Origin of the sequence: Nitrospirillum amazonense, assembly GCF_007828035.1 — a bacterium.
Classification (GTDB): domain Bacteria; phylum Pseudomonadota; class Alphaproteobacteria; order Azospirillales; family Azospirillaceae; genus Nitrospirillum; species Nitrospirillum amazonense.
This window is the reverse complement of the sequence record NZ_VITV01000009.1, coordinates 110,384-125,234: the sequence shown is the minus strand read 5'-3', so window position 1 is coordinate 125,234 and position 14,851 is coordinate 110,384. Positions and strand designations below refer to the sequence as shown.

The window sequence follows — 14,851 nt, the reverse complement described above, 5'->3', positions numbered from 1 at the left end:
AGCCTGGTGATGGAATGACGAACAATAAGACGATGGGACGGAAACGGGCGGCCGCGCTGATGGTGATGCTGCTGGCTTCAAGCATGACGGGGGCCGCTTTCGCCGCCGTGGCGCCGGGGGCGCCGGGGCAGGCGGCGACGGGCGCCTACGCGGGCAAGACCGGCATCGGCACAGCGTATCACGCCTACGATGCGCAAGCGGGCAAGGCGGTGCCGTCGCGCGTCTGGTTCTCGCTGGCCAAGGGGGTGGTTACGGAGACGATGTACGGCCTGATCCATGAGGTGCAGCTGCGCGAGCTGAAGCTCGCCATCCAGGGCGACGGCTTCCTGGATGTGGAGGACAAGGATACCGACAGCACCACCAGCTATCTGGATGTCGATGCCGCCGGCCGTCCCCGCTCGCTGGCCTACAAGGTCGTAAACAAGGCCAGGAACGGCAAGTACGAGATCGAGAAACAGGTCTTCACCGACCCCGCCGCCGACACGCTGGTGGTGCGCGTGACGGTGCGGGCCAAGGGCGGTACGGTCACCCCCTTTCTGCTGGTGGACCCGCAGATGGGCGGCACCGGCGGCGGCGACAAGGCCGATGTGGTCGACGGCGCCCTGCACGCCTATGAGGGCGACCGCCATCTGGTGGTGAAGGCCGCCCCGGGCTTCAAGACCGCCAGCGTGGGCTTCGTCGGCGCTTCCGACGGGCTGACCCAGTTGCAAAAGGCCGGCAAGCTGGAGGGCAGCTACACCACCACCGGCGACAAGGCCGGCAACGTGGCCCTGGCGGGCGCCCTGGCGCCCGTGACGGGGGAAGCAACCTTCGACATCGTCGTCGGCTTCGGCGACAGCGCCAAGGCGGCGGACGCCGCCGCCACGGCCACGCTGAAGCGCGGGCACGACGCCGTGCTGGCGGCGTATGATGCCGGCTGGGAAGGATACCAGGCCAAGCTGGCGCCCTTGCCGGACCTGGCTAAGGTCGCCATGGATGGCGGCAAGCTGTTGTACGCCAGTGCCCTGGTGCTGAAGGCGCAGGAGGATAAGACCCATCCTGGCGCGCTGATCGCGTCGCTGTCCGCGCCCTGGGGCGACACGCAGAAGGCGGACAAGCCGGCGACGGGCTACAAGGCGGTGTGGCCGCGCGACTTCTACCAGTGCGCCATGGCCCTGCTGGCCCTGGGCGACAGCGAGACGCCCAAGGCGGCGCTGGCCTACCTGAAGACCATCCAGGTGGGACCGAAGACGCCCGGCAACCATGGCGACGGCGGCTGGTTCCTGCAGAAGACGCATGTGGACGGCACGCCGGAATGGGTGGGCGTGCAGCTGGACCAGACGGCCATGCCGCTGATGCTGGCCTGGCGCCTGTGGCGCAACGGCGTCATCAGCGACGCCGAGGCCACCGCGCTCTACACCAGCATGGTGAAGCCGGCCGCCGACTTCCTGGTCAAGGGCGGTACCGCCGGCATCGGCTGGAACAAGGCCACCATCCACCCGCCCGTGACTCAGCAGGAACGCTGGGAGGAGCAGGCCGGCAACTCCCCCTCCACCACGGCGGCGGTCATCGCCGGCCTGGCGGCGGCGGCCGAACTGGCGGGCCAGGCGGGCGATGAGGCGGCGGTAAAGCGCTACTACGCCGCCGCCGACACCTATTCCGCCGGGCTGGAGGCCGCGACGGTCACCACCAACGGCCAGCTGGCGCCGAAAGGATCGAAGGCGGGGTATTACCTGCGCATCGCGCCCACGGGCCAGCCCAACGCCCACACGCCCCTGGCGGTACGGAACGGGCAGCAGGCGCTGACGGAGGATGCCTATGTCGACGGCGGCTTCCTGGAGCTGGTGCGCTATGGCGTGCGGGCGCCCAGCGACCCCGTCATCAAGTCCAGCCTGGCGGTGCTGGATGACGAGACGCTGCCGGAGAACCTGCGCGTCAAGTACACTTTCCACTTCGATGGCGACGCCACGGCCTACCCCGGCTGGCGCCGCTACGGCAACGACGGCTATGGCGAGGATCGGGCGACCGGCGCCAACTATGCCGTCAGCGGCAGCATGACCCCCACCCAGCGCGGCCGCGTCTGGCCCCTGCTGACGGGTGAGCGCGGGCATTACGAGCTGGCGCTGGCGGCGGCCAAGGCCGGCGGGGCCAAGCCGGCGGAGGTGGAGGCCATACGCACCACCTACGTCCGCGCCATGGAACGCTTCGCCAACCAGGGCCTGATGATCCCGGAACAGGTGTGGGACGGGGTGGGTAGCGATGGCGGCCGCGGCTACAAGGCCGGCGCCGGCACCGATAGCGCGACGCCTCTGGCCTGGGCGCACGCGGAGTATGTGAAGCTGCTGCGCTCCCTGCACGACGGCGGGATCTGGGACCTCTACGCCCCCGTGGCGGTGCGCTACGCGACGAAGCCGTGAGTGACTGCAATCCCCGGGGCCGATGGGCTCCGGGGATCAGCGGCGCGGGCCGCCGCAGGATCGGGCACGTCCGCCGATGGGGAAGCCTCAGGCTTTGGTCAGCACGTAGCTGCTGACCGCCGCCGCCAGGTCCGCCGGGGAGTAGTGGGCGAAACGGGGGTGCAGGCGGGTGTGGTCGATATACCCGTGGGGCGCCGCCATCAGCCGCACGACGCTGCCGTGGAAGCCGCTCAGCACGAACAGGGATTCCAGGTCGCCGGCGCGCAGGCCGTTCACCTCATCCAGGATGCCGTCATAGTACATGTGAAAGGAATGCTCGATGTCCTCCCGGTCGGCCGAGATGGCGCGGTGATCGGTGAAGTCCACCGTGTGCACGCATGCGCCATCGTCCTTCAGGATTTCCCGCTGTCGCGCGAGGGCGCCGCGCATGTCTTCCACATGCTCCAGCACCGAATTGCTGCACACCAGGTCGTAATACCCGTTGTCCATCATGTCGGTGTTGTTGAACAGCCGGACGGGTCCGAAATCGATCACGCGCGGGCCGCCGGCGTTCAGGCCATCCAGCTTTTCCTCCAGGCCGGAAAAATCCAGGGCGGCTACCCGCTGCTTCATCGTCGCCGGCGTGGCGCCGAAGACGGCGAAAGCGTCCGGCGTGTCATATAGCCAGCGGATGGTCTGAAAGACGCTCTCCGCCACCATGTCAGGGCTGACGGGGTAGGGCTCGAACGCGTCCGCCTGCTCGAACCCGATGGCGTAGAGTATGATGGAGGCGGACAGGGACGACCATACGCCGGCGCCGAAGTCCAGGATGCGCGACCGCCGGATGCGGTCAGGGTCAAGGCGGTGCTCCTGCTTGCAGACCTGCAGGGCCTGGCTGAAATTGTTGATGACGGCGCGTGTCTTCACCGCCGTCAGCTCCCCGCCGACTTGGCGCAACAGCTTCTCGATGCGCACCTTTTCCTGCGAGACGATGCCGGTGAGGTAGCGGTTGGCGTATTTGGGCCGGGCCAGTTCGACCGTCCACACCTGCCGCAGCACCGGCGTCAGGTAGCCGGTGGACTCCAGTTCCGCCAAACCGCTCTCGCGGGTCTCCGGCGCGGCCAAGTCCATCATCATGGAAATCAGGGATCGCCCGTGGCTGGGTCGTTGCAGCACGTCCAACTCCAATCGGGGTGTATGCCCGGTCGCCCCAACGACGTCCCCCCTTGCTGGCCCCACCATGGGGATACCGCACGCCTAGGATGTTGGCAACAACCGGGGGTATGGCGGCCGTCCCGACGGGGGTCAGGCGCCGCCGCAGCTGCCCCGCACCACCAGGCTGGTGGTGATCTGCGTCGTCTCGATGGGGCGGCCGTCGATCAGGCGCAGCAGGTTTTCCACCAACAGTTCCCCGGCGGCGGCGGTGTCCTGGCGGATGGTCGTCAGGGGGGGTGAAGTGAAGGGGGCGGCGACGATGTCGTCAAAGCCCACCACCGCCACATCCTCGGGCACGCGCAAGGATCGCTCGCGCAGGCCGTTCATGGCGCCGATGGCCAGCAGGTCGCAGGCGCCGAACACGGCGTCGATGGGTCCCTCGCGGTCGATCAGGTTCAGGATGGCCTGGTGCCCGACCTCCTCCGAGGCGGCGGCATCGGCGTACAGCGCTTCGATCACCGGCAGGCCCGCTTCGCCCAGCGCCTCGACATAGCCGGTGTAGCGGTCGCGGAATTCGGGGCAATGCTCGGAAATGTCGCCCAGGAAGGCGATGCGCTTGCGGCCGCGCGCGATCAGGTGGCGCACGCCCTCGCGGGCGCCCTGGATGTTGTCCGACCCGATGAAGTGACCCGGCTGGCCCGGGACCACGGGGCCCCAGGTGACGAAGGCGGTGCTGACCTCATCCAGGCGGCTGATCTTGTCGACGTAGCGCAGATAGTCGCCATAGCCCAGGAAGATCAGGCCGTCGGCCCGCTTGGACGCGGCGTAGTCCGCACTCCAGTCGTCGCTGGATTGCTGGAAGCTGATCAGCAGGTCATAGCCGCGCCGCGCCGACGCCTTGGTGATGCTGCTCAGCATGGACAGGAAGAAGGGGTTGATCAGCGACTGGCTGGTTACCGGGTCTTCATACAGCAGCAGGGCCAGGGTGTTGGTCTTCTGCGAGCGCAGATTGCGGGCGTTGACGTCGACCTTATAGTTCAGCAGGCGGGCCGCCTGGGCCACGCGCTGGCGGGTATCCTCGCTGACCATCGCGTCGTTGCGCAGGGCGCGGGACACGGTGGACTGCGACACGCCGGCCAGTTCGGCGATGTCGAACGATGTCGGACGCTTGACCCGCATCCCCTTGCTTCCGGCCTCTTGGTGCTCCCCTGGGCGCGGATGATAGCAATCGGTCCCGCGTCCCCGCAATGCGCGTCGCGGCTCGGGATCCATTAGGTCAGGGCGGATGGTGCCGGGCGGCAACACCCGCAGCGGATCAACCATGGACGGGGCCCTTAGCGGAAGGTGTAGACGATGACGGCGGTGGCGGCCAGCAGCAGGCCGGCCAGGACGCGGTAGTTGCGCCAGAAGGGCTCATGCGCCAGCCGCACGCTTTCCTCCCGGAAGAAGGCGGGGGTCCAGACCAGGCCGGCCGACTTTTCCGCCGCGTCCGGCGCCGTGGCCAGGCTGACCAGCACCAGCACGATGGCGCACAACACGAACAGCAGGGGTGCCACGTACAGGAAGTGGATGCTGACCACGTCCAGCACCGTGTTTGCCACGAACAGGGCCGCCCCGCCCAGGACGCCGGCGGCGATGCAGGCGGCGGCCCCGGCGGCGTTGGCCCGGCGCCAGAAGATGCCCACCAGGTACAGCGCCATCACCGGCGGCACGGCATAGGCGATGATGACCTGCAGGTATTGCCACAGCGATCCGAAGTGCTCGATCTGCGGTGCCCAGGCCATGGCGGCCACGGCCATGACCAGGGTGGCCATCCGGCCCACGCGGACCAGGGCGGCGCCCTGCATCTCCGGCCGCCAGCGGCGCACGAAGTCCATGGTGAACAGGGTGGAGGCCGAATTGAAGGTGGAGGCGATGGACGACATCAGCGCCGACATGAAGCCGGCCACCGCCAGGCCCACCAGGCCGGCAGGCAGCAGGCCGAATAGCAGGGTGGGGAACACCAGGTCCGGCGATTTCAGGTTGGGGTACAGCAGGATGGCGGCGGTGCCGGGCAGCACCATCAGGAACAGCACCGGCAGTTTCAGGGCGCCGGCGAACAGGCTGCCCCAGCGGCCGTGGTTCTCATCCTTGGCCGACAGCACGCGCTGCACCATGAACTGGTTGGTGCACCAGAAGTAAAAGCCCAGCAGCGGCACGCCCGTCAGCAGGCCGGGCCAGGGCACGGCCGCGTCGCTCAAAGGGCGGATCAGCGACAGCTTGGCGGGGTCCACCGCCCCCATGACCGCGTCCCAGCCGCCGGCCTTCAGGAAGGTGCGCACGGCGATGACGCAGGAGGCCGTCAGCAGCAGCACGGCCTGGATGGTCTCGGTATAGATCACGGCGCGCAGGCCGCCGGCGATGGTGTAGATGCCGGCCGAGACGGCCAGCACGATGACGATCTCCCACAAGGGCACGTCGGGCAGCAGCAGCTTGAACAGCAAGGCACCGCCGTAGAGCGCGCTGGCCGTGTCGACCACCAGGTTCAGGAACAGGGTCAGGCCTGAGAAATAGGTGCGCGCCAGGCCGCTGTACCGCCGCTCCAGGAACTCCGGCAGGGTATAGACCTTGGACCGCAGCAGGAAGGGCAGGAAGAACACGCAGAAGAACACCAGGACGGCCGCCGCCATCCATTCGTAATTGTAGACCGAGATGCCGGTGCCGTAGGCCGCACCCGCCAAGCCGATCAGCGTGGTGGACGAGATGTTGGAGGCCAGCAGCGCCAGGCCGATGACCGGCCAAGTGGTGCCGCGCGACGCCAGGAAGAAATCCTCGGTCGAGGAATGGCGGCGGGCCAGATACAGCCCTAATGACACGATGCCGATGAGATACACCGCCACGATGGCGTAGTCGACCCAGGCCATGCCTGCAACCGGCACCATGCAATCCCCTCCCTATCCCTTGATTTCCCTGCGCTTGTAAGATGTCGCGCGGGCTTTATCGGCTGGCCGAAGCCCAGCCAGCCCATCCTTCATGGCACGGAAGGGGGGCCCGACCACAACAAGAATTCGTATGCGGGCCCAGGTGCGGGCCCAGGGGTGCTGCGACAGGGACGCGAAAAGGGCGGCCCGGTTAGGGCCGCCCTCATTGGGAACAGGCACGTGTCAGTGGTGCGGGCCGTGGTCGTCGTGGCCACCCCCCCGGTGATCGCCGCCAGGACCCCCATGGTGGTCGCCACCCGGACCGCCCCCGGGACCGCCGTGATGGTCGCCGCCGGGACCGGGACCCGGGCGGCCAGGGCCGGGGCCGTCGTGATGGTCGCCGGGTCCCGGGCCAGGGCGGCCGGGCCCGGGACCAGGACGGTAGTCATGATGGTCCCATCGATCCCAGCCGGGCCGGCCTGGGCCCGGACCGGGGCGGAAGTCGTGGCCGGGGTGGTAGATGGGCCGGGGCGGGGGCAAGCGCTCCCACCGGTGCCGGTCCGCGAACCACGGCCGGTCACGATAGTAGCGGCCCCAGTAGTCGTTGAACGAGAAGGTGATGATGGGCAGGCCGATCACGCCGCCATACTGGGGCAGGTACACGCGCTGGCCCTGGTAGGGATACATCAGGCTGCCGCCGTAGAGCCAGCCGCGATAGCCCTGGAAGTCGACGTCGCACCACGACCAGCCGGCCAGGCAGCCGTAGACGTTCAGCGATACCCCGGGCGGCAGGCTGGCGATGGCCGGATAACCGCCGCCCGGACCGGCGCGCAGGATGGTGCCGCTGGCGGTGTAGGCATATTCGGCCTTGGCCGCGACGGGCAAGGCCACCAGGGCGGTGAACATCGCGGCGGCCAGATGGGCGCGGCCTAAGCGCGCTCGGACAAAACGGGGCAGGCGCGGACGAAACATGGCTTGAGCCCTTTCTCTGAAGGCTGGTACTTCCCCGGGTTACCCCATCCGCGCCGGATGGGGCGGCGGGACCTTAAGGGACTGATAATACGGTACCGATACTCTCCCCCCAATGGGCCCAAAGGATGGCGGTCTAAAGGCGGAGATTTGCAACCGTTTAGGCAAATTGACGCCCCCAGGCTCGGCTTTCCGGTGGGGTGACGTGTAAGGCTGGGCTATAAGGGCAAGCCTGAATTGTACTTCTCGATGCGGGGATTGAGTGGGAATGACCAGGACCGTGAATGCCGCGGGTATCGCCTTGACCGAACAGTCCGAGGGGTTGGAACTGACCGCCTATCTTTGCCCCGCCGGGCGCCTGACCATCGGTTATGGTCACACCGGCCCGGACGTCACACCGGGCATGACCATTACCGAAGCCCAGGCCCAGGAGCTGCTGCTCCAGGATTTGGCCACGGCCGGGAACGGCGTGAGCCAGGCGGTGACGGTGGCGCTGACCGACAACCAGTACGCGGCGCTGACAGATTTCGCGTTCAACCTGGGTATCGGCGCCCTGACCCAATCCACGCTGCTGCGCCTGCTGAACCAGGGCGATTACGCCGACGCCGCGGACCAGTTCCTGGTCTGGGACAAGGCCCATGTGAACGGTCAGTTGGTGACCTTGCCCGGGCTCGCCGCCCGCCGGCAGAAGGAACGGGCCCTGTTCCTCACGGCTTGATCCATAGGCGTTGGAGCTATCCCCAGCCGGCGCGTGACAGGCGCCGGGACTCCCGGTATGACGATGCGGACGGCTGTATTGGCGCCGTCCGCACCACCCTCATGGGATTCAGTAGGTTCGGCAGTCAGGGGCCCTCGATGAACCGCCGGTTTGTTATTGTTTTTAGTGCATTTTTCGGTTTATCCGCAGCAATCGCCCATGCCGAGCCGGTGGCCCCGCCCGCGGCGGTTCCCCAACCGCCCGCCACCCCGGCTGGCGTCACGATTTCTGTCTACGGCGATTCCCTGGCCGATGGGGTGTGGAGTGGGCTGTACGAGCGGCTGAAATCCCAGCCGCAGACACGGCTGGTTCGCCATTCCCAGTTGGGCGCTGGCCTGACCCGGCCCGATTATGCCAGCTGGCAGGCGGAAACCGCCCGCCAGATCGATGAGGCGGGGGAGGGCGGCTACGCCGTCATCATGTTCGGCGCCAACGACATGCAGGGCGTGCGGGACGAGAACCGCAAGGGCTATCTGTTCAAGTCGCCGGGCTGGACCAACGTCTACACGCAGCGCATCGATTGGCTGCTGCAGACGCTGAAGGAACACCACGTCACGACCGTGTGGGTGGGCCTGCCCGTCATGCGTAAGCCGGAAACGAACGACGATGCCAAGTTCATGACCGGCCTTTATGAGACCGAAGCCGGCAAGTACGGCGCCGTGTTCCTGCCGCTGTATCAGGATTATCTGGACGCCGACGGCAACTTCATGGCCCGTATCGACGACAGCCGGCAGAAAAGCCAGCAGCTGCGGTCCGACGACGGCATCCACTTCACCGGCTATGGCTACCAGCTGGTGGCGGGCAAGGTACTGACCCGGTTGCAGCTGGCCGGGGCGCCGGCGGCCAAGCCGGCGGTCAAGGCCGCGTCCGCCGCCCCGCCGGCCGCCGCCCCGGTAGCGCCGGCTGCTTCGCCGGCCCCCGTTCCGGCCTCAACCCCTGTTCCGGCGAACACCTTGGCGGGGCCTGCAGCGGTCACGCCGGCGGCCGTCACCACCTCCACCCCTTCCGACGCCCCCATCGCCAAGCCCGTGCCCGCCGACTTGCCGGCCAGCCAGCCCGTCAGCCAGCAGCCCTCCCTCCAACAGCCCGGCGCCGCCACGGGCGCCGCAGCCGGTTCGTCCATCGGCTCTCGCGGCCGGGTGCTCATGGCCACCCCGGCGCGGCAGCTCTGATCTCCATGCGCCGCCGTCTTGCGTCCCTCAGCCTGATGCTGGCCGCCCTCGCGGCTTGCAGCGGCACCCCCGCCGGTCATCCGGCCTCCTCCATGTCCATGCCCAAGGGGGCGACGCAGGTCGCAGCTACCGGAAACCTGCCCCTGGCGTCGCCGGCCCGTGTGCCCTCGCCATACGACGGCAACCCCGGATTTGAACGGCTGTTCCAACGGCTGGCGGCCATCGAGGCCGGGCATGGCGGCACGGTCGACATCCTGCAACTGGGCGACAGCCACACCGCCGGCGGCGTTTTCACCACCCGCCTGCGCGACGCCCTGCAGGAACGCTTCGGCTCTGCCGGGCCGGGTTACATGCCGGCGGGCAAGCCTTACATCGGATCGCGCCGCGCCGACGTGGCGGTGACCCAGGAAGGCAAATGGCAGTATTTCAACAGCCTCAGCGACACCCCGCCGCCGGGCTGGGGCATGACCGGCTTCGTCGCCCACAGCCGCGCGCGCGGGGCGGCCATCGCCGTCACCCCCAAGGATGGCTTGGGCTTCGACATCGCTGGCGTCACCATCGTGCGCCAGCCGGCCGGCGGCGACCTGCTGGTGCTGATCGACGACCGGGTGGTGAAGCAAATCTCCACCCAAGGTCCCGCCGGCCAGGCCGATTGGATCACCCTGCCCACCGCCGGCCAGGCGCAGCAGTTGAAGCTGGTGGCGGCGGACGCCCGGCCGGTGGACATCGCCGGCTGGTCGCTGGACCGGGCCAAGCCGGGCGTGGTGTTCGACAGCGCCGGCGTGGTCGGCGCGCGGCTGACCACGATGGACCGCTGGAATCCGGAGACGGTCGCGCTGGAACTGGCCAGGCGCAAGCCGGACCTGGTCATCCTGGCCTATGGCACCAATGAGGGCTTCGACCGCGACCTGGACCTGGCCGCCTACCAGGAGCGGTTCAAGGCGGCCCTGCGCCGGCTGAACGCCGGTCCGGTGGCGGTGGTTGTCCTGGGTCCCCTGGATGGCCAGGCGGAATCCGCCGCCTGCAAGAAGGTGGCGGACAAGGACGCCGTCTTCCCCTGCCAGGATACCCCGCCGCCGCCGGCGAAATGCGCCTGGTACACGCCCACCATGCTGGGCCGGGTGCGGGCCCTGCAGGCCCAGGGCGCCAAGTCCGGCGACTATGTGTTCTGGGATTGGTCGCAGCTGATGCCGGGGGCCTGCGGCATGGACCGTTGGGTGCGCCAGGCCGTGCCGCTGGCCCGGGCCGACCATGTGCACCTGACGCCCGAAGGCTACACCTTGACGGCCAACGCCTTCTTCGCCTGGCTGATGGACCAGTACCAGGGCTATATCCAGCCTGGGGCGGTGCCGCCGCGCCCGGTGGTGGCCGGGCGCCCCGATACGGCCGCCGCTGCCTTGGCCGGCCGGTGAGGGAACCCCCATGCTGTTCCCCACGCTGAACTTTGGCCTGTTCTTCCTGATCGTCTTCGCCGCCGCCTGGGCGCTGGTGCGCTTCCCGCAGGGGCGCATCGCTTTCCTGTCGGCCGCCAGCTACGTGTTTTACGGCTGGTGGGACTGGCGCTACCTGTTCCTGCTGGGCGGCAGCACGCTGTCCAACTACCTCGCCGGACACGCCATCGTGCGCCAGGAAACGCCGGCGCGCCGTAAGCTCGCGGTGTCCCTGGCCGTGGCCGTGAACCTGGGCGTGCTGGCCTTCTTCAAGTACGCCGACTTCACCAGCCACGCGGTGAACGACACCGCCACCCTGCTGGGCCTGCCGGTGCGGCTGGGCTTCCTGGACATGGTGGTGCCTGTCGGCATCTCCTTCTTCACCTTCCACGGCATCTCCTACCTCGTTGACCTCTACCGCGGCACCCTGCGGCGGCCGGCCAGCCTGTTGCACCTGGTGCTCTACATCTCCTTCTTCCCGCAGCTGGTGGCGGGCCCCATCGTCCGCGCCAGCCACTTCCTGCCGCAGATCGGGGAGCGGCCGGATCCGGACGACATTCGCGCCACCCGCGCCTACCTGCTGATCATGGGCGGGCTGTTCAAGAAGGTGGTGGTGGCCAACTACCTGGCGACCGACCTGGTCGACGCCGTATTCATGGACCCGGACCGCTACGGCGCCCTGGATCTGCTGCTGGCCACCTACGGCTACGCCATGCAGATCTATTGCGACTTCAGCGCCTACACCGATATCGCCATCGGCTTGGCGGCGCTGCTGGGCTTCCGCTTCCCGCAGAACTTCGACCAGCCCTACCGGTCGGGCTCCCTGCGGGAATTCTGGCATCGCTGGCACATCTCGCTGTCGTCGTGGCTGCGCGACTATCTGTATATCCCCCTGGGCGGCAACCGGGGCGGCACGTGGAAGCACTGCCGCAACCTGATGATCACCATGCTGCTAGGCGGCCTGTGGCACGGCGCCAACTGGACCTTCGTCATCTGGGGCGCGCTGCACGGCGGCATGCTGGTGGCGGAGCATCTGGTGAACCGCCTGCGCGCCATCACCATCGGGGAGTGGGAGGCGCCGCCCCTGCGCGGCTGGCGGCGGGGGCTGGCCATCGTCGCCACCTTCCACTTCGTCTGCTTCACCTGGATCTTCTTCCGCTCCCCCACGCTGGAGGTGGCCGGCCGCTTCCTGGCCGGTTTCGGGCGCTGGCAGGTCTTGCCCACCGCCGCCACGCCCCTGACCCTGCTGCTGATCGCCGGCACCCTCGCCAGCCAATTCCTGCCCGCCGACCGCCTGGCTCGCATCGAGGACTGGGTGCGCCGCCTGCCTGCCGCGTTCCTGGGGCCCGCCATGGGCGCCGCCGTGGGCCTGGCCGTGGTGCTGATCCAGGCCTGCGCGCCCGAGGGCGTCGCCCCCTTCATCTACTTCCAGTTCTGACGGGGCCGAGACATGAACGCCATCCCGACCCGCCGCCTGTCGGTCCCCCCGGCCCCGGCCCCCACGCCCCCGCCGGTGCGCCCCCGTTACAACCCGGTCGAGGTCATCGAGGGCGCCGCCCCCTCCCGCCTGCGGCACGTCGTCCTGTCGCTGGGAACGGCCGCCCTCGTGGCCCTGGTGCTGGGCGCCCATCCGCTGGCCGACTGGGTCAACGGCCTGCCCATCAACCCGGTGACCGACCGGCTGTCCGGCTGGGTGCAGACCTGGCAGGACTGGACCGACGCCATCGGTGCCGGGCGCCTCTACACCGGCCTCCAAGGGCTGTTCCGCTGGTTCCAGGGGCTGCATTTCTGAAAGTGGATTAGGATATGAAAGTCTCAATCCAGCAAGGTGATGTTGTAATCGGATATGCCATCCTTGATGCGACCGACCCGCCAATGGGGGTAGCATCGGGAAAATTTGAACCTACATCTGCCTATGACTCTCAGCGTCATGCATACTTCGTGGATGAGGCTCATGCTGATCGTACTGTCACTCCGCCACTGACCGCACATTCAGATAAGTTCGGGGCCATCGAGTGTGCCGGAGTCGGCATCGAAGACTTCCGCAGCATGATGGAAGGCATAGAGGTAACTTTGCTGGGTATTCCGTATCCGGACTACGAAACTTTCTTCTCATCATATGATGCATATAAGGCCTACTGGAAATGATGTTGCTCCACCGGCCTTGACAGTGAGTTCCTGGTTGCAATCCCTTGCGCAGTCCGCTGCGGCGGCTTTACACTTGCACCATGAAAGTCGCGGACGCGTGATCCGCCGAAGGCCTGCCATGCAGCGTAAAAGTTTCGAAGACCTGACCTGCCCCATCGCCCGCAGTCTGGAGCGGGTGGGGGAGTGGTGGAGCATCCTGATCCTACGCGACGCCTTTCACGGCATGACGCGTTTCGACCAGTTCCAGAAAAGCCTGGATATCGCCCCCAACATGCTGACCCGTCGCCTGACCGCCCTGGTCGAGGCCGGATTGATGGAAAAGCGGCAGTACAGCGAACGGCCGCCCCGCTACGAGTATGTGCTGACCGAACGGGGCCGCGATTTCCGCGAGGTCATGCTGGCCCTGCTGGCCTGGGGCAACCGCCACTTCGCGCCCGAGGGGCCGACCGTGCAACTGGTCGACACCCAGACGGGCCAGCCCGCCGACATGGTGCTGGTGGATCGGATAAGTGGCAAGCCCGCCACCAGCCGCGACTTCCGCCTGGCGGCCGGCCCCGGCGCCGATGAGGCCCAGCGCCAGCGCTATGCGCCCAAGGCCAAGCCCGCCGCCTGACCTTCGACATCAGGTCCTAGGCCGAAAGGCCCCGTGCTGCGGTGGCGCGTCGAATTCGGGCACCGGCCTCGCCCCCATGCCCTATTCATTAAGAATTATGGTTGCTACCACCAACCGATGATACGGTTGCGCCGGTCCCTTTGGCTGCGCATCTTCAATACTCATGGGGGCGCATGCCAATTTCCATCATCGATTTAGGGAATTACCGTCGATGAAGATTGCGCAAATCGCCCCGCTGTATGAGACGGTGCCGCCGACATACTATGGTGGTACTGAAAGGGTTATATCTTATCTGACGGATGAGTTGGTGGAGCTGGGCCATGAAGTGACCCTGTTCGCCAGCGGGGCCTCCCAGACCAAGGCCAGCCTGGTGCCCATGCGGCCCAAGGCCCTATGGCTGGATGATGCGCCGTTGAAATCGCCGGTGGCGGCCCACCTGGCCATGCTGGAACAGGTGCGGGCCCGCGCGGATGAGTTCGATGTGCTGCACTTCCATCTCAGCCACTTCATGCACTTCCCTTTCTTCAAGGAATGCGCGCAGCGCACGGTGACCACGCCGCACGGCCGCTTGGACTATGTCGACCTGGCGCCGTCCTACGGGCTTTGGCCGCGCTACCCCATGATTTCCATTTCGGATCGCCAGCGGCGGCCCCTGGCGGATGCCAACTGGCTGGCCACCGTCTATCACGGCCTGCCGCTGGATCTGTACCGTCCGCCGGCGGACCGGCCCGGCGGCACCGGCAACTACCTGGCCTTCCTGGGCCGCTTTTCCCGGGACAAGCGGCCGGATCGCGCCATCGAGATTGCGGAGAAGTCCGGCCTGCCGCTGAAGATGGCAGCCAAGGTGGGGGACGATGACGGCCCCTATTTCAAGGAACACGTCGAACCGCGCATCGACGGCCGCGCCATTCAGCACGTGGGTGAGATCGACGACGCCGGGAAGCCCGGTTTCCTGGGCGACGCTGCCGCCCTGCTGATGCCCATCGACTGGCCGGAACCCTTCGGCCTGGTGGTGATCGAAGCGTTTGCCTGCGGCACGCCTGTCATCGCCTGGAACAACGGCGCCATGCCCGAGATCATTGACCAGGGTGTGACCGGTTTCGTCGTCGATACCATCGCCGATGCGGTGGATGCCGTGGAGAAGGTGCGCGCCCTGGACCGTGCCCGCATCCGCGAAGTATTCGAGCGGCGGTTTTCCGTCGCGGCCATGGCGCGCAACTACGTCGCGGCCTATGAGGCCTTGCTGAAGGGCGGCGGGGCCGCCTCCGTGCCCGGCGGCCGTGCCGTCGCCGCCCCGTCGCCCTGAATCCACCGGCCCCGCGAGACCAGACC

13 protein-coding genes are annotated in these 14,851 nt (G+C 67.7%); 9 read left to right on the top strand and 4 right to left on the bottom strand.

Annotated elements, in window-relative coordinates; genetic code table 11:
* Positions 1–14 precede the first annotated feature (14 nt).
* Positions 15–2,396: a glucan 1,4-alpha-glucosidase gene (locus FBZ87_RS22385; protein WP_145612816.1), complete on the top strand. Its 2,382-nt coding sequence runs from the start codon at positions 15–17 to the stop codon at positions 2,394–2,396.
* Positions 2,397–2,483: 87 nt separating this feature from the next.
* Here the strand turns inward: FBZ87_RS22385 and FBZ87_RS22380 are convergent, their stop codons facing one another.
* The 4 genes from FBZ87_RS22380 to FBZ87_RS22365 all read right to left on the bottom strand — a co-directional run bounded on the left by FBZ87_RS22380 (position 2,484) and on the right by FBZ87_RS22365 (position 7,402).
* Positions 2,484–3,551, bottom strand: a complete 1,068-nt coding sequence (locus tag FBZ87_RS22380) for a class I SAM-dependent methyltransferase (protein ID WP_186454914.1) — start codon at positions 3,549–3,551, stop codon at positions 2,484–2,486.
* Positions 3,552–3,680: 129 nt separating this feature from the next.
* On the bottom strand, positions 3,681–4,709 hold the full coding sequence (locus tag FBZ87_RS22375) for a LacI family DNA-binding transcriptional regulator (protein ID WP_145612814.1): 1,029 nt from the start codon (positions 4,707–4,709) through the stop codon (positions 3,681–3,683).
* Positions 4,710–4,864: 155 nt separating this feature from the next.
* Entirely contained in the window at positions 4,865–6,451 is a 1,587-nt protein-coding gene (locus FBZ87_RS22370; RefSeq protein WP_145612813.1) for a sodium:solute symporter, read from the bottom strand.
* Positions 6,452–6,673: 222 nt separating this feature from the next.
* Complete coding sequence (locus tag FBZ87_RS22365) at positions 6,674–7,402, bottom strand: SH3 domain-containing protein (RefSeq protein WP_211107079.1); 729 nt, start codon at positions 7,400–7,402, stop codon at positions 6,674–6,676.
* A gap of 265 nt (positions 7,403–7,667) precedes the next feature.
* Here FBZ87_RS22365 and FBZ87_RS22360 point away from each other — a divergent pair, with 265 nt between their 5' ends.
* From FBZ87_RS22360 to FBZ87_RS22325, 8 genes are all read left to right on the top strand, one after another.
* Positions 7,668–8,117, top strand: a complete 450-nt coding sequence (locus FBZ87_RS22360; RefSeq protein WP_145612812.1) for a lysozyme — start codon at positions 7,668–7,670, stop codon at positions 8,115–8,117.
* 209 nt (positions 8,118–8,326) lie between these two features.
* A complete protein-coding gene (locus tag FBZ87_RS22355) occupies positions 8,327–9,328 on the top strand; it encodes an SGNH/GDSL hydrolase family protein (protein ID WP_186454913.1) in 1,002 nt (333 codons plus the stop codon).
* 5 nt (positions 9,329–9,333) lie between these two features.
* Entirely contained in the window at positions 9,334–10,740 is a 1,407-nt protein-coding gene (locus FBZ87_RS22350) for a GDSL-type esterase/lipase family protein (protein ID WP_145612810.1), read from the top strand.
* 10 nt (positions 10,741–10,750) lie between these two features.
* Entirely contained in the window at positions 10,751–12,196 is a 1,446-nt protein-coding gene (locus FBZ87_RS22345; RefSeq protein WP_145612809.1) for an MBOAT family O-acyltransferase, read from the top strand.
* A gap of 12 nt (positions 12,197–12,208) precedes the next feature.
* The gene (locus tag FBZ87_RS22340) at positions 12,209–12,550 is read left to right on the top strand and encodes a hypothetical protein (RefSeq protein ID WP_145612808.1); all 342 of its coding nucleotides are present in this window, start codon (positions 12,209–12,211) and stop codon (positions 12,548–12,550) included.
* Between the two features lie 14 nt (positions 12,551–12,564).
* Positions 12,565–12,906, top strand: a complete 342-nt coding sequence (locus FBZ87_RS22335) for a hypothetical protein (protein ID WP_145612807.1) — start codon at positions 12,565–12,567, stop codon at positions 12,904–12,906.
* Positions 12,907–13,024: 118 nt separating this feature from the next.
* Positions 13,025–13,519: a winged helix-turn-helix transcriptional regulator gene (locus tag FBZ87_RS22330; protein WP_145612806.1), complete on the top strand. Its 495-nt coding sequence runs from the start codon at positions 13,025–13,027 to the stop codon at positions 13,517–13,519.
* 211 nt (positions 13,520–13,730) lie between these two features.
* Positions 13,731–14,825 carry a glycosyltransferase family 4 protein gene (locus tag FBZ87_RS22325; protein ID WP_145612805.1) on the top strand — a complete coding sequence of 365 codons (1,095 nt, stop codon included), beginning with the start codon at positions 13,731–13,733 and terminating at the stop codon, positions 14,823–14,825.
* Positions 14,826–14,851: the final 26 nt, after the last annotated feature.

Excerpts from the sequence above, each read along its gene's own strand:
- FBZ87_RS22375 (WP_145612814.1), bottom strand. The coding sequence starts at position 4,709 with ATGCGGGTCAAGCGTCCGACATCGTTCGACATCGCCGAACTGGCCGGC.
- FBZ87_RS22345 (WP_145612809.1), top strand. The coding sequence starts at position 10,751 with ATGCTGTTCCCCACGCTGAACTTTGGCCTGTTCTTCCTGATCGTCTTC.
- FBZ87_RS22370 (WP_145612813.1), bottom strand. The coding sequence starts at position 6,451 with ATGGTGCCGGTTGCAGGCATGGCCTGGGTCGACTACGCCATCGTGGCG.
- FBZ87_RS22325 (WP_145612805.1), top strand. The coding sequence starts at position 13,731 with ATGAAGATTGCGCAAATCGCCCCGCTGTATGAGACGGTGCCGCCGACA.
- FBZ87_RS22350 (WP_145612810.1), top strand. The coding sequence starts at position 9,334 with ATGCGCCGCCGTCTTGCGTCCCTCAGCCTGATGCTGGCCGCCCTCGCG.
- FBZ87_RS22360 (WP_145612812.1), top strand. The coding sequence starts at position 7,668 with ATGACCAGGACCGTGAATGCCGCGGGTATCGCCTTGACCGAACAGTCC.
- FBZ87_RS22365 (WP_211107079.1), bottom strand. The coding sequence starts at position 7,402 with ATGTTTCGTCCGCGCCTGCCCCGTTTTGTCCGAGCGCGCTTAGGCCGC.
- FBZ87_RS22340 (WP_145612808.1), top strand. The coding sequence starts at position 12,209 with ATGAACGCCATCCCGACCCGCCGCCTGTCGGTCCCCCCGGCCCCGGCC.
- FBZ87_RS22335 (WP_145612807.1), top strand. The coding sequence starts at position 12,565 with ATGAAAGTCTCAATCCAGCAAGGTGATGTTGTAATCGGATATGCCATC.
- FBZ87_RS22385 (WP_145612816.1), top strand. The coding sequence starts at position 15 with ATGACGAACAATAAGACGATGGGACGGAAACGGGCGGCCGCGCTGATG.
- FBZ87_RS22330 (WP_145612806.1), top strand. The coding sequence starts at position 13,025 with ATGCAGCGTAAAAGTTTCGAAGACCTGACCTGCCCCATCGCCCGCAGT.